Origin of the sequence: Streptomyces sp. CC224B (genome assembly GCF_030010595.1) — a bacterium.
GTDB classification, from domain to species: Bacteria; Actinomycetota; Actinomycetes; order Streptomycetales; family Streptomycetaceae; genus Streptomyces; species Streptomyces longispororuber.
In genome coordinates this window covers 33,268-55,533 of sequence record NZ_JASCXL010000049.1, presented here as the reverse complement: position 1 = coordinate 55,533, position 22,266 = coordinate 33,268, and the positions used below count along the sequence as shown (strand labels likewise).

The 22,266-nt window shown below is 72.5% G+C and carries 19 protein-coding genes and 1 pseudogene; 10 read left to right on the top strand and 10 right to left on the bottom strand.

The features are described 5' to 3' along the window. Positions 1–96: 96 nt before the first annotated feature. Entirely contained in the window at positions 97–2,064 is a 1,968-nt protein-coding gene (locus tag QK440_RS20550; RefSeq protein ID WP_282794632.1) for a transglycosylase domain-containing protein, read from the top strand. Positions 2,065–2,101: 37 nt separating this feature from the next. Here the strand turns inward: QK440_RS20550 and QK440_RS20545 are convergent, their stop codons facing one another. From QK440_RS20545 to QK440_RS20525, 5 genes are all read right to left on the bottom strand, one after another. Beyond that, complete coding sequence (locus QK440_RS20545) at positions 2,102–3,352, bottom strand: hypothetical protein (RefSeq protein WP_282794631.1); 1,251 nt, start codon at positions 3,350–3,352, stop codon at positions 2,102–2,104. Positions 3,353–3,603: 251 nt separating this feature from the next. After that, the gene (locus QK440_RS20540) at positions 3,604–4,257 is read right to left on the bottom strand and encodes an FMN reductase (protein WP_282794620.1); all 654 of its coding nucleotides are present in this window, start codon (positions 4,255–4,257) and stop codon (positions 3,604–3,606) included. Beyond that, positions 4,254–5,465, bottom strand: a complete 1,212-nt coding sequence (locus QK440_RS20535) for an LLM class flavin-dependent oxidoreductase (protein WP_282794619.1) — start codon at positions 5,463–5,465, stop codon at positions 4,254–4,256. The genes QK440_RS20540 and QK440_RS20535 overlap by 4 nt, the downstream gene beginning before the upstream one ends. A gap of 234 nt (positions 5,466–5,699) precedes the next feature. After that, complete coding sequence (locus tag QK440_RS20530) at positions 5,700–5,930, bottom strand: SsgA family sporulation/cell division regulator (RefSeq protein WP_282794618.1); 231 nt, start codon at positions 5,928–5,930, stop codon at positions 5,700–5,702. A 230-nt stretch (positions 5,931–6,160) separates the two neighbouring features. Further along, positions 6,161–6,781: a response regulator transcription factor gene (locus QK440_RS20525; protein ID WP_282794630.1), complete on the bottom strand. Its 621-nt coding sequence runs from the start codon at positions 6,779–6,781 to the stop codon at positions 6,161–6,163. A 363-nt stretch (positions 6,782–7,144) separates the two neighbouring features. Here QK440_RS20525 and QK440_RS20520 point away from each other — a divergent pair, with 363 nt between their 5' ends. The 5 genes from QK440_RS20520 to QK440_RS20500 all read left to right on the top strand — a co-directional run bounded on the left by QK440_RS20520 (position 7,145) and on the right by QK440_RS20500 (position 12,226). Continuing rightward, positions 7,145–8,146, top strand: coding sequence for an ATP-binding cassette domain-containing protein (locus tag QK440_RS20520; protein ID WP_282794617.1), 1,002 nt, complete (start codon positions 7,145–7,147; stop codon positions 8,144–8,146). Continuing rightward, positions 8,143–8,985 (top strand): ABC transporter permease, encoded by an 843-nt coding sequence (locus QK440_RS20515; RefSeq protein ID WP_282794616.1) that lies wholly within the window; start codon positions 8,143–8,145, stop codon positions 8,983–8,985. The genes QK440_RS20520 and QK440_RS20515 overlap by 4 nt, the downstream gene beginning before the upstream one ends. Before the next feature lie 227 nt (positions 8,986–9,212). Next, entirely contained in the window at positions 9,213–10,856 is a 1,644-nt protein-coding gene (locus tag QK440_RS20510; protein ID WP_282794615.1) for a histidine kinase, read from the top strand. A 194-nt stretch (positions 10,857–11,050) separates the two neighbouring features. Then, entirely contained in the window at positions 11,051–11,638 is a 588-nt protein-coding gene (locus QK440_RS20505; RefSeq protein ID WP_282794614.1) for a hypothetical protein, read from the top strand. A gap of 153 nt (positions 11,639–11,791) precedes the next feature. Beyond that, positions 11,792–12,226, top strand: coding sequence for an ATP-binding protein (locus QK440_RS20500; protein WP_282794613.1), 435 nt, complete (start codon positions 11,792–11,794; stop codon positions 12,224–12,226). 107 nt (positions 12,227–12,333) lie between these two features. On the opposite strand, the gene QK440_RS20495 is transcribed toward QK440_RS20500, so the two are convergent. Continuing rightward, a complete protein-coding gene (locus QK440_RS20495; RefSeq protein WP_282794612.1) occupies positions 12,334–13,500 on the bottom strand; it encodes an alkaline phosphatase PhoX in 1,167 nt (388 codons plus the stop codon). Between the two features lie 489 nt (positions 13,501–13,989). Next, entirely contained in the window at positions 13,990–15,102 is a 1,113-nt protein-coding gene (locus QK440_RS20490) for an NAD(P)/FAD-dependent oxidoreductase (protein WP_282794611.1), read from the bottom strand. 223 nt (positions 15,103–15,325) lie between these two features. On the opposite strand from QK440_RS20490, the pseudogene QK440_RS20485 reads away from it, so the two are divergent. After that, a pseudogene (locus QK440_RS20485) lies at positions 15,326–15,415 on the top strand (SAM-dependent methyltransferase); the annotation flags it as partial. A 151-nt stretch (positions 15,416–15,566) separates the two neighbouring features. Here QK440_RS20485 and QK440_RS20480 read toward each other — a convergent pair. Both QK440_RS20480 and QK440_RS20475 read right to left on the bottom strand, forming a co-directional pair. Next, positions 15,567–17,471 (bottom strand): hypothetical protein, encoded by a 1,905-nt coding sequence (locus QK440_RS20480; protein WP_282794610.1) that lies wholly within the window; start codon positions 17,469–17,471, stop codon positions 15,567–15,569. After that, complete coding sequence (locus QK440_RS20475) at positions 17,471–18,007, bottom strand: peptidoglycan-binding domain-containing protein (protein ID WP_282794609.1); 537 nt, start codon at positions 18,005–18,007, stop codon at positions 17,471–17,473. Before QK440_RS20475 ends, QK440_RS20480 begins: the two co-directional genes overlap by 1 nt. Positions 18,008–18,687: 680 nt before the next feature. On the opposite strand from QK440_RS20475, the gene QK440_RS20470 reads away from it, so the two are divergent. The 3 genes from QK440_RS20470 to QK440_RS20460 all read left to right on the top strand — a co-directional run bounded on the left by QK440_RS20470 (position 18,688) and on the right by QK440_RS20460 (position 20,865). Then, the gene (locus tag QK440_RS20470) at positions 18,688–18,909 is read left to right on the top strand and encodes a hypothetical protein (RefSeq protein ID WP_282794608.1); all 222 of its coding nucleotides are present in this window, start codon (positions 18,688–18,690) and stop codon (positions 18,907–18,909) included. Positions 18,910–18,922: 13 nt separating this feature from the next. Next, positions 18,923–19,273 (top strand): DUF1036 domain-containing protein, encoded by a 351-nt coding sequence (locus QK440_RS20465; RefSeq protein WP_282794607.1) that lies wholly within the window; start codon positions 18,923–18,925, stop codon positions 19,271–19,273. A 455-nt stretch (positions 19,274–19,728) separates the two neighbouring features. Beyond that, positions 19,729–20,865, top strand: a complete 1,137-nt coding sequence (locus tag QK440_RS20460; protein WP_282794606.1) for an ABC transporter substrate-binding protein — start codon at positions 19,729–19,731, stop codon at positions 20,863–20,865. Positions 20,866–21,254: 389 nt separating this feature from the next. Here QK440_RS20460 and QK440_RS20455 read toward each other — a convergent pair whose 3' ends face one another. Next, a complete protein-coding gene (locus tag QK440_RS20455; RefSeq protein WP_282794605.1) occupies positions 21,255–22,172 on the bottom strand; it encodes a phosphotransferase in 918 nt (305 codons plus the stop codon). Positions 22,173–22,266 lie beyond the last annotated feature (94 nt).

Sequence of the window (22,266 nt, the reverse complement as noted above, 5' to 3'; positions counted from 1 at the left end):
GTGTTCGGCAGCCGTGGCCAGGGGACCGGCCGCCGCAGGAAGCCCGCGGCGCGGCGCCGGCCGCGGTCCGGCGGCGGCACACCCGGCGCCCTCGCGGTGGCGCGCCGGCAGCTGCGCCGCCTGCGCCCCGCCTACCCCCGGCCGGGCCGGAGCGGGTGGCGGCGGTGGGTGCCCTCGTGGCGCCAGTGGCTGGGCGCCTTCCTGTACCTGTGCTTCGGCCTGACGGGCTTCGTCGCGATCGCCTACGCCACCACGGACATACCCGACGACCTCAACTCCTTCGCCACACAACAGGACAACGTGTACTTCTGGGCCGACGGCTCCGTCATGGCCCGCACCGGCTGGGTCATCCGGCAGGAGATACCCCTGGACAAGGTGCCGCCGAAGGTCCAGGGCGCCGTCCTCGCGGCCGAGAACGCGAGCTTCTACTCCGACTCGGGGGTCTCGCCGACCGGCGTCCTGCGGGCCCTGCGCGCCGCGGTGGGCGGCGGTGAGACCCAGGGCGGGTCCACCATCACGCAGCAGTACGTGAAGAACGTCTACCTGAGCCAGGACCGCACCCTGTCCCGGAAGTTCACCGAGCTCCTGCTCGCCGTGAAGCTGGACAACCGGACGGGCAAGAAGAAGATCCTGCAGGACTACCTCAACACGAGCTGGTTCGGCCGCGGCACGTACGGCATCCAGCGCGCCTCCCACGCCTACTACGGCAAGGACGTCTCCAAGCTGAACGCCAGCGAGGGCGCCTTCCTCGCCGCCCTCCTCAAGGGCGCCGGACTCTACGACCCGGCCCTCGGCAAGGAGAACCACAAGCGGGCCGTCGAGCGGTGGAGCTGGATCCTGGACCGCATGGTCGAGACCGGCCACCTCTCGCGCGCCGAGCGCGCCACGTACACGAAGTTCCCGGAGCCCACGGGCCCGGGCACCGGCGGCACCCCCGGCGCGCAGACCGGCTACCTGGTGGAGCTGGCCAAGCAGCACGCCGTCAGGAACGGGCACATCAAGGCCGCCGACTTCGACCTCGGCGGCTACCAGATCCACACGACCTTCGACAAGGCGCGCACCCAGGCCCTCACCGCGGCCGTCCGCAAGGCCGAGAAGGACTTCGACCCCCGGCGGCGGCCGCGCACCGACGAGCACGCCAGGATCGGCGCGGCGAGCGTCGCCACGGACGGCCGCCTGCTCGCCCTGTACGGCGGGCGCGACTACCTGAAGCAGGGCTTCAACCAGTCGAACGCGACCACCATCCCGGCCGGCTCGGCGTTCACCCCGTTCGTCTACGCCGCCGCCCTGGAGGAGGGCGTGCAGCGCACCCGCGGCGGGCCGCGGACGCCCGTCACCCCGGCCAGCGTCTACAACGGCGACGACGGGGTCGCCGTGCGGACGCCCGAGGGGCCGTACTGGGACCGCAGCGGCAACGTGGTGAAGGGCCAGAACGACGGCGACCGCGACTGGGGCGAGGTGACCCTGCGGCAGGCCGTCGCCCACTCCGTCAACACGCCCCTGCTGCAACTCGGCCTGGACGTCGGCCTGGACCGGGTCGAGTCGTACGCCCTGCGCGCGGGGCTGCTCAAGTCCAGCCTGGGGGAGCGGGTCCCGCCGTTCGCCCTCGGGGAGAACTCCACGCCCAGCGCCATCCGGATGGCCGGGGCGTACCAGACCTTCGCCGCCGGCGGCACGCACACCGATCCCTACTCGGTGAGCTCGGTCACCCGCGCCGGTGCCACGGTGCCGCTGGACAGGCCCAAGTCGGCGCGGGCGGTGTCGAAGCGGACCGCCCGCGCGGTCACGGACGCCCTGCGGGCCACCATGACCGAGGGGTCGGCGAGGGAGGCGGGCGCGGTGCGCCCCGGCGCCGTGGGCAAGACCGGGACGACCGCCCAGAACACGGCGGGCTGGTTCGTGGGCGGCACCGAGGCCGAGACCACGGCCGTGGTCGTCTACCGCATGGCGCTGACCGACCTGGTGCCGCTGCCGCTGAAGGGGCTGGGCGGCGACGCCCCCGGCACCCTCGGCAGCGACCGGGCGGTCGGCCTGTGGGCCGACTACATCGCCTCGGTGAAGTAGCGGCGGGCCGCCGGAGCACCCGGCGGCCCGGCCCACGCTACTTGACCAGGGACGTCCAGTCCGGCGCCTGCGCGGGGTCGAGCATGCGCAGCCGGGCCAGGACCTTCGGGTCCTGGACGTCGAGCCAGTCCGCCAGCTCCCGGAACGACACGCACCGGACGTCCTTGCGCGGGCACACGTCCCGCATCACGTCCTCGACGGCGTTCATGTAGATGCCGCCGTTCCAGTCCTCGAAGTGGTTGCCGATGAACATCGGCGCCCGGCTGCCGTTGTAGACCCGGTTGAAGCCGTTCATGTACGAGGCCCGGACCTGCTCCTCCCATGCCGGGAACTTCGCCGGGTCGCCCTGGGTGCGGTCGCCGGACTGGTGGTAGAGGAAGTTGAAGTCCATCGAGAGGACCTGCACCTCTTTGCCCTGCAACGGCAGGAGCTGCAGCGGGAAGTTCCATATGCCGTTCGCCTTGGACGGCCATATCTGGAAGTCGCCCGAGGAGCTGGCGTCGTAGCGCCAGCCGAACGGCTTGATCGCGGTCAGGAGGTTCTTCTGGCCCTCCAGGCAGGGCGCGCGACCGCCGACCACCTCCCGGTCCGGGTCGAAGGGCAGCGGCGCCTCGCCGGAGAAGCCGGTGTTGGTCTTCCAGTTCTTGATGAACGCGTACGTCTGGTCGATCTCGCTCTTCCACTCCTGGGGACTCCACTCACCGCCGCCCTTGGACCCGCAGAAGTGCCCGTTGAAGTGCGAACCGATCTCGTGCCCGTCCTTCCAGGCGCCGCGCAACTGCCCGAGCGTGTCCCGGATGTGCGGAACCGTCGGGTACGAGATGGCGGCGGCGCCCGGGCCGTGCTGCGGCGGGCGGTAGAGCGCCTTCTTGCTCTCCGGCAGCAGGTAGATGCCGGTGAGGAAGAAGGTCATGTGGGCGTCGCTCTCCTTCGCCACCTGGCGGAAGTGGGAGAAGCGGTGGTCGTCGCCCTCCAGGGCGCCGTCCCAGGAGAACACCACGAACTGCGGCGGCTTCTCGCCCGGCTTGAGCTTCTTGGGCTTGAGCTGCCGGGGCTGCGGCCCGGTGTAGGAGGTGGAGCCGTCCCCGAGGACCCGGACCTTGCCGTCCCAGTCCTCCTCGTCGTCCTTGCCCTTCTTCCCGTGCTTCGCGGCCCCCCGGGCCGCCCCGTGCGAGGAGGCGGAGGCCGCGTGCCCGGCGTCGTCGCGGCCCTCGGAGGAGTCCCCGAGGGTCAGGAGGGACGCGGTGGCCGCCCCGCCCGCGACGAGCACGGCCGCGCCGAGGCCCAGGCGCTTGCGCCTCCGGGCCTTCTTGCGCGCGTTGCGGGCAGTGCGGGACTCCGCCCCGGCGTGTGTGGTGCTGTCGGTCTCGACCACCGCGGTCCTACCCCCCGTTCATCGCAGCAGGGCCGCGCATGGATGGTTTGTATGAATATAGAACCGATCGGCGCGCCTCCTGTACTCCGGGTCACTCATACCCCCGATGCCCCGGCCACCCCACCGCCGACCGCTCTCGTCACCGGGGCCGCCCGGCCACCGCTTCACGAGACGGGGCGGGGGCTCCGGCCGGGCCGGGGCCTCTGGCCGAGGGCGGTGAGGCACTCCTCGAACGGCACCAGCGTGGAGGCCTGCCCGGCGGCGGGGCCGCCTGTCGCCGGCGTCCCTCGCAGCAGCGCCGCCAGCTCACCGGCCGCCCGCTCGATCCGCCGGTCCAGGCCGGCGGCGCCCCAGTCCTCGGAGGCGGCGTAGACGCCGGTCGGCACGACGACGGCCTTGAGGTGGGCGAAGAGCGGGCGCAGCGCGTGGTCCAGGACGAGCGAGTGCCGGGCGGTGCCGCCGGTCGCGGCGATCAGCACCGGCTTCCCGGCCAGAGCGTCCTCGTCGTGCACGCTCAGCACGTCGAAGAAGGACTTGAAAAGACCGCTGTACGAGGCGGAGAACACCGGGGTGACGACGATCAGGCCGTCCGCCCCGGCCACCGCGCCGAACGCGTCGGCCAGCGCGGGCCCTGGGAACCCGTTGGTGAAGTTGTGCGCGATCTCCACGGCGAGGTCCCGCACCTCGACGACCTGGACACCGGCCGGGGCGGGGGAGGGGGCCGCGGCCTCCTTCGCGGCGACGGCGGCCAGGCGGTCGCCCAGCAACCGCGTGGAGGACGGGACGCTCAGCCCCGCCGAGACGACGACGAGCCTCATCGCGCGGCCACCTCCTCGCGGCTGCCGCCGGTGGCCCCGGCGCGCGCGGCGTCCTCGGCGTCGGCGTTGTCCTCGACCTTCCCGGCGCTCCCGGCGTTCCCGGCCTCCGCGGCGGCGCGCAGGGAGGCGTGGGTCGGGGCGTCCGGCACGTCCGCGGGCCGGTTGCGGGCGAACTCCTCGCGCAGCACCGGCACGACCTCCTCGCCGAGCAGGTCGAGCTGCTCCAGCACGGTCTTCAGCGGCAGTCCGGCGTGGTCCATCAGGAACAGCTGGCGCTGGTAGTGACCGGCGTACTCGCGGAACGCCAGCGTCTTCTCGATCACCTGCTGCGGCGAGCCGACCGTCAGCGGCGTCTGCTCCGTGAACTCCTCCAGGGACGGGCCGTGCCCGTAGACCGGCGCCACGTCGAAGTACGGCCGGAACTCACGCACCGCGTCCTGCGAGTTCCTCCGCATGAACACCTGCCCGCCGAGGCCGACGATCGCCTGCTCCGGTGTGCCGTGCCCGTAGTGGGCGTAGCGGGTCCGGTACAGCTCGACCATCCGCTTGGTGTGGTCGGCCGGCCAGAAGATGTTGTTGTGGAAGAAGCCGTCGCCGTAGTACGCGGCCTGCTCCGCTATCTCCGGGGAGCGGATCGACCCGTGCCAGACGAACGGCGGTACGCCGTCCAGCGGGCGCGGCGTGGAGGTGAACCCCTGCAGCGGCGTGCGGAACGTGCCCTCCCAGTCGACGACGTCCTCGCGCCACAGGCGGTGCAGCAGGGCGTAGTTCTCGACGGCGAGGTTGAGGCCCTGCCGGATGTCCTGGCCGAACCAGGGGTAGACCGGGCCGGTGTTGCCGCGCCCCAGCATCAGGTCCGTCCGGCCGTCGGCCAGGTGCTGGAGCATCGCGAAGTCCTCGGCGATCTTCACCGGGTCGTTCGTGGTGATGAGGGTGGTGGACGTCGACAGCAGCAGCCGCTCCGTCCGCGCCGCGATGTAGCCGAGCATCGTGGTCGGCGAGGACGGCACGAACGGCGGGTTGTGGTGCTCCCCGGTCGCGAACACGTCCAGGCCCACCTCCTCGGCCTTCAGCGCGATGGCGACCATGGCCTTGATGCGCTCGCGCTCGGTCGGCGTCCTGCCCGTGGTCGGGTCCGGCGTGACGTCGCCGACGCTGAAGACGCCGAACTGCGTGCTCGGCACCAAGCTCTTCTGTTCCTGTGACACTCGGTCTTCCTTCGATGACGAATCGAGCAGGTGGTCGTCCCGGCCTGCTCTTGTACGTGCGGTGTGGCGCTGGTGATGTGTCGCTCGCAAGGCGTCGCTTGCGGGGTGGTGCTGGGAACGAGCACGAGCTACGGCTTGTCGCCGACCCGACGGCCACAGGGCACAACGCCGACACGGCCGCCGATAATCCGGAGCGTGATCATCCAGCGGCGTCCTCAGAGGCCGGGCCCGCGGTCAGATGTTCCCGCTCGCCCCGGTGGGCCGCCGCAACCCCTCGGCGAGCAACGCACGGGCGAAGACCCACGTCACGGCCCAGTCGGTCGACGGGCCGAGGGTGAGTACCACGGCATAGGGGTCGGAGACCTCGTACCGCAGTTCCGCGGGCAGAGGCGTCGGCGGCACCCCCTCGGCGGTGCGGACCTGTGCCGTCACCGCGGAGGTGACCGTGCCGAGACGCTGTTCCATTGAGGCCCCCGAACGAACGCGGATAGGTGTGTCCTGCAACCCGACGAAACGCAACCCTAGGAGCCGACGGCGCGACGTTTTGCCGAAGAACGCACAGAACCTTGCCCGGCAAGGCACGCTCCCCCCGCTGCGCCCGCGTCCCCCGGACGTGGCCCGCGCCGCCTCCCGACCGTCGGGGGAACGCCACCCGCGTACGCGCACACGCGGACCGCGGCGGATCGGGAAGGCGGTCAGCCGCCGTGCCGCGGGATCAGGCCCGCCTCGTGCGCGGCGATGGCCGCCTCCACCCGGTTGCGCGCGCCCAGCTTCGTCAGCACGGCACTGACGTGCGCTTTCACCGTGCCCTCGACCAGGTGCAACCGCTCCGCGATCTCCGCGTTGGACAGGCCCGCGCCGAGCCCGGCGAGCACGTCGCGCTCCCGTTCCGTCAGCCGGTCCAGCGAGCGGTGGGGGTGCGCCGACCGGTGGGCGCGCATCCCGGCGATGACCCGGCCGGCGACCCGGGGAGACAGGTAGGCGCCGCCGGCGCCGACCGCCCGTACCCCGTTGAGGAGCTCCCTGGGGTCGTCCGCCTTCAGCAGGAATCCGTCGGCGCCCTCCTCGAGGGCCCGGGTGATGTACTCGTCCTGGCCGAAGGTCGTCAGCATGATCACACCGACCGCCGTCAGCTCCCGCCGGAACCTCGCCACGGCCGTCAGCCCGTCGAGGCCCGGCATCTGGATGTCCAGCAGGACGACGTCCGGCCGGTGCCGTCGGGCCAGCGCGAGGGCCTCGTGCCCGTCACCCGCCTCGGCGACGACCTCGACGTGCGGGTCCCGGGCCAGGATGGCGCGCACCCCGGCCCGGACCATCGCCTCGTCGTCGGCCACCAGGACCCGGACCGGCCGCTCGCTCGGTGTCGTGTCTTCCACGCGGACGAGCCTACGGCCGGGCTCCCGCCCCGCGGACGGCGCGCCCCAGGGTTACGTCCCAGGTCGGGGGAGGTCCATGACGAAAGGCAGGACGCCTCTTCCTTTCGGCCCATGGGCACCGGCCGCGAGCGCTCCTAGCGTCGCTGCCGTACGGAACCGGGGCGGCTGCCGCGCTCCGTACACCCGTGATCCCTACACCCGCGGTCCGCACACCGGCGATCCGCACGCCCGTGATCCGTACACACGCTCCGCGCGCCGCGTCCCGCGCGCCGGAGCCCAGCGACCGACAGCGAAGGAACGTTCGTGATCAGCGTCCGAGGACTGACGAAACGCTACGGCGGCACACTCGCCGTGGACGACCTGACGTTCGACGTCAAGGCCGGCCAGGTGACCGGCTTCCTCGGCCCCAACGGGGCCGGGAAATCCACCACGATGCGCATGATCCTGGGGCTCGACCACCCCACGCGCGGGCGGGCCCTGATCGCCGGCCGGCCCTACGCCGACCTGCGTCGGCCGCTGCGCGCGGTCGGCGCGATGCTGGACGCCCGGGCCGTCCACCCGGCCCGCTCCGGCCGCGCGCACCTGATCGCCCAGGCCAGGACCAACGGCATCCCGGTGCGCCGGGTGGAACAGGTGCTCGAACTGGTGGGCCTGTCCACGGCGGCCCGCCGCCCGGCCGGGACGTACTCGCTGGGCATGAGCGGGCGGCTCGGGGTGGCGGGCGCCCTGCTCGGCGACCCGCCCGTGCTGATCCTGGACGAACCCGTGAACGGCCTGGACCCGGACGGCGTGCGCTGGATCCGCCGCCTCGTGCGCGACCAGGCGGCGGAGGGCCGCACGGTGTTCCTCTCCAGCCACCTGATGAGCGAGATGCAGCTCACCGCCGACCACCTCGTCGTCATCGGCCGGGGACGGCTGCTGAGCGACACCTCCATGACGGAGTTCCTCGCCGCCGCGTCGCCCGCGTCGGCGCGCGCCACGGTGCCCGACCCGAAGGAGCGGGCGGCGCTCGTCCGCGGCCTGACGGCCGTCGACGGGGTGAGCGTCGAGACGTCGGCGGACGGCGCGCTCACCGTCGAGGGCCGCACCGCCGCCGAGGTCGGCGACCTCGCCCACCGGCACGGCGTACGGCTGCACAGCCTGAGCGACGTCCGGGTGTCGCTGGAGCAGGCGTACATGGACCTGACCGCGCGGAGCGTCGAGTACGCAACGGGCGGCACCGGTGGCACCAACGCCACCGGCGGCACCGGCGAAGTCGAGTACGCCACCGGCAACACCGGCGAAGACGAAGGGGGACGGTCATGACCACCACGACGGGACGGGGCGGGCGGACGGTGCCGACGCGGGGCGTGCCCGGCAGTCCGGGCGGACGCACGCCCGGCAGCGCGGAGGGGCGTACGCCCGGCGGTTTCCCGGGGGCGGTCGCCGCGGAGTGGACGAAGCTCCGGTCCGTCCGCGCCCCCGCCCTCTGCCTCCTGGCGGGCCTCGCGATCACCGCCGTGTTCACCTTCTACTACGCCTCGATCGCCGACATCAACGGCCATCCGGTCCAGCCCGTGGGGAACGCGGCGGCCGCTTCCGCCGTCGTCACCCAGTTCGTCTTCGTCGTCCTGGCCACGGTGGCGGTGACCTCCGAGTACACCACGGGGACCGTACGGGCCTCGCTGCTGTGGGTGCCGCGGCGGCACCGCGTGCACGCGGCGAAGGCGCTGGTGACGGCCGTGGTCGCGTTCCTCGGCGGCACCCTGTACGCCGTGGTCGGCACAGCCGTGGCCTGGGGGGCGTTCGACGGACGGGCCTCGTTCGCGGTCGGCACGACCCTCGCCCAGGTCCTCGCCGTCGGCACCTACCAGGCGCTCGTCGCCGTGCTCACCGTCGGCGTGGCTTTCGCCGCACGGCACGCGGCCGGTGCGCTGTCGATCCTCGGCACGCTGCTGTGGGCGCTGCCGAGCGTGCTCCTGGGGCTCGGCGGCGACGCGCTCGCCGCCGTCAACGACCGCCTGCCGTACGGAGCGGGCGACCACTTCATGCGCGCCGGCACCGACGCCCCGTTCTCCCCGGCGGCGGCCGTGCTCCTCGTCGCCGCCTGGGCGGCGGCAGCCCACGGGGTCGGCCAGTACGTGCTGCGACGCAGGGACGCCTGAGCGGCGCACGCGCGGGTCCGCAGGGACGGGTGTACGGCGTCGCGTACACGTCGCCACTCGTGTACTCCCGCGCCACGGCACGGCCTCCCGCGCCACGGCACGGGCTCCCTTGCCAAGGGACGGGCGCCCGCCGACGGCCACCCCCGGCGGGTGCCCGGCACGCGACCCGCAGAATCGTCCCGTGCACGTCACAGCACCGACCGCGACCGGAAGGACGACCTCCCACCATGCCGCGCCCCCGCACACCCCCGGCCCGGTCCCTTCTCGTCGACGGGGCGCTGTGGGCCGTGCTCGCCGCCGCCACCGGGTACGGCTTCCGGGACGCGGGTCAGGCCTCACCGGTCGCGGACCTGCTGCTCCCGCTGGCCGTGCTGGCGGTGGCCGTGCCGCTGTCCCGCGGCCGGCCGGGGGCCGCGGTGCTCCTCGTCAACGGGCTGTGCGCGCTCGGCCTGGCGGACGCCGCGACCCCCGCCAACGCTCAGGTCCTGTCCCTGGCCGCGGTGAGCTGTCTGCTCGGTGTCCGGGTCGCGCAGGTCCGGGGCCCGCTCCTGGTGCTCGCCGCGTGCCTCGCGACCGACGTCACGGCCTGTGCCGCGCTGCGGGTGCCGCCCGTGTGGTGGTTCTACGCCCTGACCGTGCTGCCCGCCGCCCTCCTGCCGCCGTGGCTGGCGGGACGCCACTGGCGCGGCCGGCGTGAACTCGTACGCGAGGGCTGGCGGTTGGCACGGAGCCTGGAGGAGCGGCAGCACCTCGTCGCGGAGCGGGCCCGGCTGACCGAACGCGCCGACATCGCGGCCGACATGCACGACTCGCTCGGCCACACCCTGAGCCTGGTCGCCCTGCGCGCGGGCGCCCTGGAGCTCTCGCCGGACCTCACCGACCGCGACCGCGCCGACCTCGCCGAGCTGCGCGGGACGATCGCGGACGCCGTCGAGCACCTACGGGAAACCGTCGCCCTCCTGCACGAACCACGCAGCCCGGGGGTGGAGGCAGGGGCGGGGGCGGACGGCCCGACCGGCAAGGACACGGTCGAGGACCTCCTCGGCCGGGCGGTCGCCTCCGGCGTGCCGGTGCGCTGGGAGCGGCGGGGAGCGGTGCCCGCGCTGCCGTCGCTGGTCGAACGCGGCATGTACCGGGTCGTGCGGGAAGCCCTCACCAACGCCGTGAAGCACGCCCCCGGCGGCGCCGTCACGGTGGCCATCGACCACCGGGCCGACCGCACCCGCGTGAGCGTCGTGAACGCTCCGGCCCCGGCGGCCGGGCGGGCCGGGGCGCCCGCACCCCGGGCGGACGGTACGGGCGGCCGGGGCCTGACGGGACTTCAGGAACGCGTGACGATGCTCGGCGGCACCTTGCGGGCCGGCCCCCACGAGGGCGGGTTCCGCGTCACCGCGGTCCTCCCGCACCAGGCCCCGCCCCGCCGCGCGGCGCGCCCGGCGCCCCCCGGCACGCCCGCGTACGGGGACGCGGACCTCGACCCGGCCCCGCGGGCGGCGGAACGGCTCGCCGCGGTACGGCGGGCCGCGCGCCGCCGCTCCCTCGCCGCCTTCGCGGCACCGGTCGCCGCCGCGGCGTTCTTCGCGCCGGCCGCGCTCTACCTGGCCTGGCAACTGACCACGGGAGTGCTGCCGCCGTCCCGGTTCGACCAGATGCGGCCCGGGCAGTCCCGCGCCGCCCTCACCCCGCTGCTTCCGGCACGCGCCTTCCCGTACCCGCCCGACCACGCCCGGGCCGCGCCCCGGCCGCCGGGTTCCCGCTGCGAGTTCTACCGCTCCGGCCGCGACCTGCTGGAGGAAGTCGACCTCTACCGGCTCTGCTGGTCCGGCGACACCCTGGTGAGCAAGGAGACCGTGGCGGCGTACGCACGCTGACCGGACCGCGGGGCAAGCACAAGGGGCCGAGGACTCCCGCCGCCCCGTAAGGGTGAGGAGCGGCGGTTCGCGGCCGGTCCGCCCGCCCGCGGCTTCCATGATGTCGGCGAGCTCCACCGGGACAGGGCCCGGCGGGCACGAGCGGACGGGATGTGGGAGTCGTGGGTAGGGCACGGAAAGCGGCACGTGAGGCTGTGGCCGTCGGTCTGACCGGGGCCTCGGTCCTGCTCGGCGGGGTCGTCCTGGCCCCCGCGGCGCAGGCCGTGGACGGCGGGCGCGCGTCCATGCGGGTGTGCGCCGGTACCGCGGGGAAGTGGGAGAGAGCCGACGCCAAGACGCTGGCGGACTGCCACGTCGCACGCGCGGCGTACGCCTCGAAGCGGGCGGAGCTGATCGAGGGCAGGGCGCCGGGGAAGGTGGCCCGGGAGTGGGGTACGCGAGCCGCCGACGCGTCCCGGTCCGCCGTACTGGACGCCGTCGGCGGCCCGACGGGCCGGATGACCTCGAAGGACGCCGCGCGAGCCGCGATGTGGGCGGCCGTCGCGTCCGGGGCGGCCCGTCCCGCGGAGTCCCGCTCCGGCGCCGTGGACTCCGCCACGGCCACCGGGGACAAGGGCTACGGCGGCGCCGAGCTGGAAGCCCGCCGCGCGGCCAGGGCCGCCTGGCGCGCGGCCGAGGCCGCCGACGCCGCCGGCGGCCGGGACGCCCGCCGCAACATCGCGGCGGACCGGGCCGAGAGCCGGGCGTGGCAGACGGCGCGGGCGGCGGGCTGGCTGGAGTAGGCGCGCTCCCGCGGTGACGGCCGGCGCCCGGCCCGGGCCCGGAGCGCGGGTGGTGCGCCGTGAGCTGTGGTCCTTCGCTGCCGGAACCGTTGAACTGCGGGGTCGGGGGTAGAAGGAGGGGGAACCGCGATCCAGACATTCAGGGGGTGCGCCATGCCGGACGCATCGGTACGAGCCGTCGGATGGGCCCAGTCCTTCCCCGTCTCCCGCGGCGTCAGAGCGGGCCGCGAGTGGGCCCGCGCGCACTTGGAGGCGCTCGGGTGGGACCGGACCGCGCCCGACGCCGTGGACTCGGTGGTCCTCGCCGTCTCCGAGCTCGTGACCAACGCCCACCACCACGCGCACACCAGCGCCCAGGTGGTGCTGACCTGGGACGGGCAGCGCCTGCACCTCAGCGTCCACGACTCGGGGCCGGGGGCGCCCGCGCCGCGCCGGCCGGACGACGTCAGCGTCGGCGGCCGTGGCCTCGCCATCGTGCAGGCCCTCGCCGACACCTGGAGCATCCACCCGACGTCCGACGGGAAGACCGTCACCGCCTGCTTCACCCCGGCCGGTGACGCGCCCTGCCCGCAGGGCGCGACGACCTGAGCACGGGCGGACACCGGCGCCCCCGCACCCGCCCCCTCCGCTGACCGGAGTGGAGGGGGCGGGTGCGGACGGGGGTACGGGGCGCGCCGGCCGGCGCCGGGGCGCGCTCAGGCGGAGGTGCGGAAGGGCCCGGTGACCTCGTACGTGATGCCGCCGGAGGAACTGCCGGACGTGCCGCGCTGGCTGGAGAAGTACAGCCGCCTGCCGTCGGGGGAGAAGGCCGGGCCGGTGATCTCGGAGCCGGACTGGCCGGTGATCCGCAGGAAGGGCGCGACGACGTCGGCGGGGGTGATGATGCAAATTTCCATGTTGCCGCCGTCCTCGGCGACGAACAGGTCGCCCGAGGAGCTGCCGGTGACGTTGTCCACGCCGGTCAGGGGCGCGGAGCCGTTGGTGACGAGGCTGTCGTCGTAGGCGAGTGCGTAGGTGTTGCTGGTCAGGTTGAGCCGCCAGACACGGTTGTCGCCCTTGGTGGTGAACCAGACGGTGTCGGTGGCGTAGTGACAGCCCTCGCCGCCGTTGAAGATCTTGGCGCCGGAGACCTGGTCGCGGGTGTACGTGGGTGAGCCGTCGGGGTCGGGCACGTTGGCCCAGGTGAAGGAGCCGGAGGTGCCGGAGCCCGCGACCAGCACCTGGAGGGTGCCGGAGGACAGGTTGCCCCAGGTCGCGGGAATGAACCGGTAGAAGCACCCGTCGGACTCGTCCTCGGTCAGGTAGATCACCTTGCGCACCGGGTCGGCGGCGGCCGCCTCGTGCTTGAACTGGCCCATCGCGCCGCGCCGGACGGCGGCCTTCGCGCCCCAGGGGTCGGTCTCGTAGACGTAGCCGCGGCTGACCTCCTCACAGGACAGCCAGGTGTTCCACGGGGTGGCGCCGCCGGCGCAGTTGTTCCGGGTGTTGGACAAGATGCGGTAGGCGCCCGTGACGGAGCCCGAGGAGTTGAACTTGACCGCGCTCGCGCCGCCGCCGGTGCCGAGCTCGGAGTTGGAGACGTAGATCCAGCCGGTGCCGTCGGCGAAACAGGCACCGCCGTCGGGGGCGCCGTGCCAGGTGTACGAAGTACCGGGAACCGTCTGGCCGGAACGGGCTATGACCCGGCTGGTGAAGCCGGACGGCAGCATGATGCCGTTGGCGTCGGCGGCCAGCAGGCCGCCGTAGGGGCTGGTGCCGTTCTGCGCCGGTGCCGCGTACGCGGCACCGTGCATGAGGGTGCCGCCGAAGACGGCGGCGGAGGTGCCGATCACCGCACCACGCAGGAAATTGCGACGTTCCACAGCTACTCCTTCACCACGAGCGAATGACGAGTCGTTGGGCGTCGCCGACTGGTCACAGGGACCGTAGAGGCCGTGGGCACACGCACGGCAGGGACCGGCAGACCAACTCTTTCCGGCCAACAGGTGTGCGCGATTCGCTGCAAAAACCTTCAGCCCGGCACCAAGTGAACGACTCGGGAACGGTGGTCGACGTGGTCATGGAGACGCCGGTAGATCCGCTGGGGCGGGAGGGACCGGGCCGCACGTGCGTGGCGCGGGACGGAGGCCGCTGACCTCGTGGCGCGGGTGGAGCGCTGACGCGGAAGACGCGAACCACACCGGAGCCACGGGGGGGCGCGCCATGCCCTGCGCGGTGCTGCCGACCGCGCTCGCGCGCCTCCGGGCCCCATGGGCGGAGCTCGCCTGTCCCGGCCGGTTCACCGGCGGATGCGCGCGCCTCTCGCCGCTGCCCCCCGACCTGGACGACGGCGGGCACCGGCGCCGTATGCCTCACCGTTCCTCCTCATGCCCGGTGAACGCGGTGATCAGGTCGTGGACCGGATTGCCGCCGGACTCCATGTCGTGGGCCTCGGCGCTGCGGGCGAACATGGCCTGCTCGTACGCGGTCAGCGCGGCCTCGACGTCATCGCGGTGCGTGGCGAGGGCCCTGCCGAGTTCGGCACCGTCGAGCATGGCCAGGTTGGCGCCTTCACCGTTCGGGGGCGCGAGATGGGCGGCGTCCCCGAGCAGGGTCACTCCCGGCACCCGGTCCCAGCGGTGCCCGGGCGGCAGGGCGTGGAGGGGACGCAGGAGCGGCGCGGTGTCGCTGCCGGTGATCAGCGCGGTGAGCTCGGGCGCCCAGCCGTCGAACTCCGCCGCGACCCGGGCGGTGGCCGCCGCGGCGTCGCCGAAGTCCATGGCGGCGAACCAGTCCGGCGGCCCGTACAGCCCCATGTACGCGTGCAGGGTGTCGCCCCTCTCCCGGTGCGCGAAGATCTCCCTCTCCGGCGACGGCGCGATCATCGACCCGCCGCCGACGGCTTTCGCGGCGGCGGGGTGCCGGGTGTCCGCGTCGTACAGGTACGTCTCGACCACCGACTTGCCGACGTACTCCGGTACGGCGGTGGACAGCAGCGGCCGCACCCGCGACCACGCGCCGTCCGCCCCGACCAGCAACCCGGCCACGAGGGTGCGGCCGTCGGCGAACGTCACCTCGTGGCGCCCCTCGCCGAGGGTACGAGCGCCGCTGACCTTGTGCCCCCACCGGACGGTGCCGGCCGGGAGGGAGTCGAGCAGCATCTGGCGCAGTTCACCGCGCTGCACCTCCGGGCGCCCGCCCGTGCCGTCGTCGGCCTGGTCGAACAGGACGTTCCCGTCCGGAGCGAGGATGCGCATGGCCTGGCGGCCCTCCAGGATGAGCCCGCGGAACTCGCCCAGCAACTCGGCTTCGCGCAGCGCCACTTGACCGTTGTAGTCGTGGATGTCGAGCAGCCCGCCCTGCGAACGCGCGTCCGGGGAGGTTTCCGCCTCGTAGACCGTGGCCGGTATCCCGTGCACATGCAGCACACGGGCGAGCACAAGGCCGCCGAGCCCGGCGCCGATGATCGTGACATGAGTGGTCATGGGGCTGTCTTCCTGCTCGTGGACCACTGGGCGGGCACCTCGGCGGGTCATGCGAAAGCCGGGGAGGCCGTGCCAGTGGGTCGGGATGGTGTGCTGCTGAGGGCCGGTGCCGTTGATCCCCGGCACCGACGAACTCCACTCTCCACGCGACCGTCGACAGACCATCGACAGGCCGCCGACAGACCACTGACAAGCCATCGACACGCGCCGACACGCCTGCGTGGAGGCTGTGAGCGGGCTCGGCCCTGTCCTCGGCGTCGGCTGCGGCCCCGGAACGGTGACCGCCCACCTCGCCGAACGCGGGCTCGACGTGTTCGACCTGCCGCGTGAGGTGCTTTCTCAGGTGAGCGGCGGCCGCAGCACTTCATGAACCTGAGGACCGGTCACTGCTGCCGTAAGGCCAGTCATCCACGGAAGCTCATTCATGCGGCGGCAACCACCGGCTCTGTCCCTTACTTGTGCCCTTACTTGTGCCACTCCGACCATGCACCCGTGGCGGCCGTACGCTCTTTGTAATACGGCTGTCCGTCGGTGCCCGTGGTGCGGACCTTGACGTAGCCGCCGCTGTGATCGACCACCTCGATCCCGCCGTCGTGCCAGCCGCCGAAGTTCTGCCATCCGGCCCAACTGCCGTCAGCGCGCGTCCAGTTGGTGTAAGCCTGGCCGTCCTTGCCGATCACGAACGCCTGGAACGTGCCGTTGTCGAACTTCACCCACTCCTCGTCGTAGTCACAGACGAACTCGAAACCTCCGGGGATGTCCGGGTTGGTGCACAGGTCCTCGGGTGCGTAGGCCCGGGGTGCGCGTGTCCCGCGCTGCGCTTGGGCGTCCTTGCGCTGCGCGAACTCCCGTACCGCCTCCTCGTGGCCTGCGCGGGAGGCCGGTGCGTCGAGGACCGCTACGCGGAAGGGGTCACCGCCGTGCAGGACGTGGGCCCAGGAGTAGAACAGGCGCAAGTCCCGTCCGGCGTCGTTGTTGGCGCGATGTCCTATGTACTTCACTGAGAACTTCCACGGCTTGGCCTTGGTGGCCGCGTCATTCGTGTACTGCGCGCCTTGCCAGGTGGAGGCGAAGGGGTACTCGTCGCACTCCGGTGTGGCCACGCCCGGTGGGGTGCGGTTGAGGTGGTTGCAGGCCCGGCGAACCATGTTGCGATTGGCGTTGGCCTGGGTCGCCGCGTGCTGTCCTTGCGTGGTGCGGCGGTTGTGGGAGCCCTGGTAGATGCGGGTGAGCGGCAGGTCCGCGGACGGGCGCGACGGGCCGCCCGCGATGTTGAAGGTGCCGCCCCAGCCGAAGGGATCCCTGGGCGCTCCCGGCTGGTTCGGATCGGGTGCGTAGGGCTGGGTCTGGGTCGGCTTGTTCTGGGCCTTCAGCACGTGCTGTGCCCACTCCGGTGCCATGGAGTACGGGGCGGGATAGGTGGCCTCGATGTCCGCCTTTCCGACCGGCCCGGATTCACCGTTGACCTCCACGGTGCGGCGCCACACGCAGCCGTGGCGGGCGCGCAGGTACTTCGCGTTGTCACAGCGGAAGGTGTCGTCGGCGGCGAAGTCCCTACTCAGCCCGTCCACCCAGACGATCTTCGTGGCCATCGTGTGGTACGACACCTTGTCGATGTCCTGTTGCTGTGCGATCTCCGGGTACTCGGCGATCATCGTCGACGTGAGCTTGGAGGCGTCGGAACGATCCGTCTGGAACGTCACGGTGGACGGCTCCCGCGCCGATTCCTTGGTGTACCAGTCGAGGAAGTTCCTGGGCCCGCCGTCGAAGGGCTTCGTCGGCACGGGTCCGGGATCGGTGGGCTTCTTGTCGTCGCAGGACGCGCCCTCCATCCCCCAGCACTCCTGCAGGATCTGCAGGTCCGTGTCCATCACCTTCCTCAGCTTGGTGCCCTGCGGGTCCGATCCGGGCGCGACGAACATCTTGGATTCAGTGGTCCACAGGTGTGTGGTGACGGTGCGGTTGAACTGATCCGTGTTCGAGACGAACACCGCCTTCGTCTCCGCCCATACCGTCGGGTCATTCAGCAGTTCCGACCGTATGCCGACCATTCGACATGTGCTGAACCTGTTGGAGTGCGTCACCACGCCTGCGCCGGTCTCCTTGATGGCTTTGATGCATGTCTCTTTGGTGAACCGTTCTCGCGTCCAGGTCTGGATGATCGAGCCCGGCACCGGTTTGCGAGTCCTGGCGGGCAGTCGGTCGATGGTGGCGACTCCGTCGGGCGGGGTCACGGTCACCCGCACCTTCGGTTCCGTACCGCCGTCCGCCGCCGCCTGGCCCACCGGGGCGGCTGAGAGCAGGGCAGCGGTGGCGGCGAGGGTGGCAAGACCACTGAGGGCGACGAGTCTTCGGCGTCGGGCTGCCATCACACACCGACGCACTTGTCATATGTGCACAGGTCGTAGGAGAGGGTGCCCCACTCCGACCCCAGTTGCATCTGCCAGTAATCCGGGTCGTTCGGACGCTTGAAGGTGATCTTCCGTCCACCCGTGCCCCAGTACACGAAGGTGTTCGCCTCGCTGCCGAGGGTCAGATTGCTGGTGGAGGCCTTCTTCCAGGTGTTGCGGCCGATCAGGCCGTCTGCGTCGAGACCGTGGTCGGCCTGCCATTTCTTGGACGCCGTCGTCGTCTTCGTACCGAAGTTTCCGTCGATGTCGGCCCAAGTGAGATAGCCGTCGGCCCACAGGATCTGCTGCCACATCGCGGCCACGTTGCCGCGCGGGTGGTGCTCTTCCTTGGCCGACACGATCTGCTCGTCCCACCAGTCGTCGAGCGGGTTGCCCGCGCCGTGGATACCCCACTCCGCCGCCGAGGCCGGTGAAGCGGCCAGGACGACGGCAGCGGCGGTCGCGCCGGCGACGCCGACGGCGCGGGTCATACGGCCGGTGTGTCTGCTGCGCACAACTCCTCCTGCGGGTCCGGTACTTACCGCGCCACGCCGACGCGGCGCCGGGTGACGCTATCGGTTCGGACGAGCAGGGATGGAGTCGACAACTAGACAAGTGACGGACGCGCTCGTGTACGACTCCGCCCTCGGTCCACAAGCTTCAAATACCTGCCTGTGCGGGGATGGGGGCGGATGCGCCCCAACCGCGTCCTGCGCTCGGCTGCTCCGCCGCGCGAACCGCCCACGATGGGTCGTTCGCTACGGCAAGGGTCGTGCGCCGACGCCACCGCCGCAGGCGTCGACGGGCTCCGGCAGACGTGCTCGCGGCGCTTCAGCCTTTCGCGCGGGTCACGGTCATATCGGCAGAACGCGCCCGCGAAGGTGTACATGGCTTTTCGGCAGATCGTTCCGCTCATCGGAACACCCGCTTCTTTTCTTGGTGCCGCCTCAATACCTTGTGCGATGCACGTGGTTTACCGAGTTTCGTCTCGGCGAGGAATGGCGAGCCGGCAGCGCGAGGTCATAGTCGTGCGCTGCGGTGGTTCGGATTTCTTGGCCAGGTGCGTCCTGTCCGCCGCCAGAAGCGAGTGCCGCTACTCACCAGAAACTGAAAGGCGATGTGGCGTGCTCTGGAATCGAAGCGACGGGCAGTGCAGGGGTGCAGTGCAGGTCTGACGCGGAAGGAGCGTCGTCTCATGGCCGGTGAAACACCGGACGTCGGAGTGGATTCCACCTCGGACGTGGAGCCGGAGCAGTTGGCAGCGGCCCTGGTGCATGGAGCGCCGGTGGCTCAGGAGGAACAGGCAATCAAGGTCAGCGAGGAGAAGCCCGGCGTGGTCGGGCTTCCCGCGGACTTCGTGCTGGAGCGGGAAGGCGCCGGGTCCGCTGTCCGGCGGCTTCCCCGGAGCGCGGACTGAAGGGGGTATCGCAGTGCTGCGTTTCGAGAACGCGTATCCCAGCACCGTGAACGTCATGATCGAGTTCCTGGACCGGAACTGCCGCCCCGAGCCGTGGCGCAGGAAGGGCTGGTGGGTCATCGCCCCCGGGGAGTCCAAGGTGGCGTACGGCGGGAGTCTCTCCGGCCTCAACCGGTACTGGTACTGGTACGCCTTCGCCGTGGACAACGCCCAGTGGGCGGGGCCGTTCCCCGAGAACGTCCCCCACTCGGTCTTCGACTGGTGCCCGGATGTCGCCAGTGACCCGTCGATGAACATCGGTATGCGGGAGCTGGACGTTAACGGAACGGCGAACTGGACCATCCGTCTGGTTCGCGGGTCCTGAGCGCACCGGAGGACCGGCCCTGCTAGGTCGGGAGCCGTGAACGACAGTGTCGGCAACCGTGCAGGTCGTACGGTCGTACGGCGTGAGGTGGTCGGGGTCGGGACCGCTCCGCCCCCCTGCGGCGAACAGCCCGCATCAGTTGCCGGTGGACTGGTGCGGGCTACGTCTCGTGCACCCTTCTGGGCGCCCGGCCCCGGCGCGCAGGTGCCCGTCCCTGAAGTGCCGGGCCGGGCCCGCCGCGTGCTCGACATGAGGCTGAAGAAGGGTCCGCGAGGTCCGGTAGCTCCGCGGACGCATATTCGGTTGCCTCGCGGCGAAGCGGTGGATGCAATGTCCGGCATGGTGACCCCGGTGCGCCCGCCACGGCGAGGCGAGATGAACGTCCACCTCAGTGCTGTGCCGCTCCGCGAGCCCGGCGTGCTGCGGCCGCGTCGTCGTGTGGGGGGTGCGAGCGCATGAGTACGCCGTCCTCGCGACCGGGAGCGGCGCGCACCGACGGGCCACCCGCAAGACCGACCGACGCGCCGTCCGTGCTGGTCGGCGTCCTCGTTCCGCTGACGCGGCCCGGCTGGACCGAGGCGGGTCGGCACCTGCTCGCCGGGCTCGAACTGGGCGTGCGCGAAGTCAACGACGCCGGCGGTATCGACGGCAGGCCGCTCGAGCTGGTGGTCCGCGACACCGCGGCCGACCCGCAGAGGGCCGCGGCGGCCGTGGACGAACTGGCAGACCTGGGCGTGGTCGCGCTGGCGGGGGAGTACCACAGCGTCGTCGCTCGGGCGGCTGCTGCCAGGGCCGACGCCCTGGGCCTGCCGTTCCTCTGCTCGTCCGCGGTACTGGACGCGTTGACCGAACAGCCGACGGAGTGGGTCGCGCGGCTCGCCCCCGCGCAGTCCCATGGCTGGCGGATCTACGCGGAGTTCCTCCTCCGGGCGGGGCACCGACGCATCGCCGTGGCGACCCAGCCGAGTGTCTACTGGGCTTCCGGGGCCCGCATCCTGCGGGACCACCTCGCGCCGCACGGCGGCACCGTCACCGAACTCGACATGCGTACGCTCACCCCTGCCGCCGTGTGCGACGAACTCGTCGACAACCGTGCGACGGCCCTGCTCCTGCTGGTCGGTCACCCGGAACCGGCTGTGCCGATCGTCGAGTCCGTCCGCCGCGACCAGCGCCTGGCCGAGGTGCTGATCGGCGCTCCGGCCGGACAACCGGAGTTCGCCGAATGGGCGACGGCGCTCGGCGACGACGGCGCCGGGGTTCCGTTCCTGCGCTATCTGCCCGAGCGCCTCGGTCCGCTCGGCGCCCGGGTCGCGACGGCCCTGCGCGAGCGGCTGGCCGGGGCACCCTCCTTCGTCGCCTTCGAGGGCTACGACACCATCGCCGTCCTCGCCGAAGCGCTCCGTTCCCCCGGCGTGGACCAGGCCCGCACGGCCGGATTCTGGCCGGACGTCGCGGTCGAAGGCTCCCGCGGGCACATCCGGTTCTCCCGCGTTCCAGGCATCAGCGTCTGGCAGTGGGCTTGGACGCCGGTCCACGTCGTCGACCGGGACCCCGCGCAACCTGATCGGTTTCGGACCCTGCACACCGGCTGAGCTTGTGCCGCGTGGACCCTTCCCGTGCTCGGACTTGTACAAGGGCCCGGCCTCGCACCCACGTTCGTACCCGCACTCGGACTCGTACCTGAGAGGTGCGGGGGAGGGGGAGCGGTTCGTCGGGGTGGGGCGGAGGTGGCGCCGCGTGAGGAGCAGCAGGCCCACAGCGATGGCGAGGGCGGCCGGAACGTGAGCGGAGGCTGTGGGCGGCGGGTTTCGGTGCATGGTTCCAGTGCACCAGTGGGGCGGTCACTTCGGTATCGGGGATGGCCCTGAGGTGTCTCAGGGAAGTCCCTCACTTTCCACTGAGCCCCGCACACGAGCCGTACACGCTTGCGCAGCCACCTCACGGTGCCCGCCGCCGTCACCTGGCGCGGCCGGGCGCCCGCTCACCCGTGAACCGCCGCAGTGAGGCGTCGCAGCGCGGCCCGAGCAGGCGGGCCCCAGGTGGCCTTGCCTCCGGGGCGGCCGTGCACCCCGGCGTCGCCGATGTGGAGGCAGCCGAGGGCGCGCACCGCCGCCCAACCACGGGCACGGCGCAGGGTCGCGGGGTCGGGGTTCGGCCGGTAGGCCTTGTGGAACAAGTCGACGGCGCCGTCCGGGAGGAGGAGCCAGGCGGCCGCGAGGTCGCCGGCCGGGTCGCCGGCGAACAGGTCGCCGAAGTCGATTACGCCGGAGAAGGTGCCGTCCGTGGTCAGGATGTTGGCGGGATGCAGGTCGCCGTGGAGCCAGAGCCTCGGCCCCGCCCACTCGGGCGCGGCGGCGGCGTCCTCCCAGACGGCGCGGACGGCGTCCGGGGCGGGAATCAGCCCGAGTTCGGCGGCCGAGGCGAGCCCTCGGACGAAGGGCTCGGCGGTGTCGGCCAGCGGGCCGCCGCGGTCCCGGCCCGCAGGTGCCTCGTCGGGGGCGGGGCGGTGCAGAGCGGACAGGAACCCGGCCAGGGCGGCGGCCGCCTCGGCGGGGCGGGTGGCCGGGGCGCGGTCGGCGGGTTCGCCCGGCACCCAGGTGGTGACGAGCCAGGGGTGCGGGAACCGGGCGGAGGGCTCGCCGAGGTGCTGCGGGACGGGCACGCGCAGGGGCAGGCGCGGAGCGAGGAGAGGCAGCCAGGTGTACTCCTTGCGCAGCAGCGCGTCCGCGCTCCGCGTCGCCCACGGCAACCGGACGGCGAGGTCGTCACCGAGCCGCCACACCTGGTTGTCCCAGCCGAGGGCTCCCAGCGTGAGGGGGCGGTCCGCCAGGTCGGGGCACTGCTCCCGCAACAGGTCCCGGATCAGGTCCTCGGTGATGTCCGCTTCGGTGGCTGTCATGGGAGCAACGGTAGGTGAGCGGTGGTCCGTCCCGGGGCGCGGGTGGGCCTCCTCCAAATGCCTTGCCCAAGGCGTCACTTCGTACCGCCCTGTG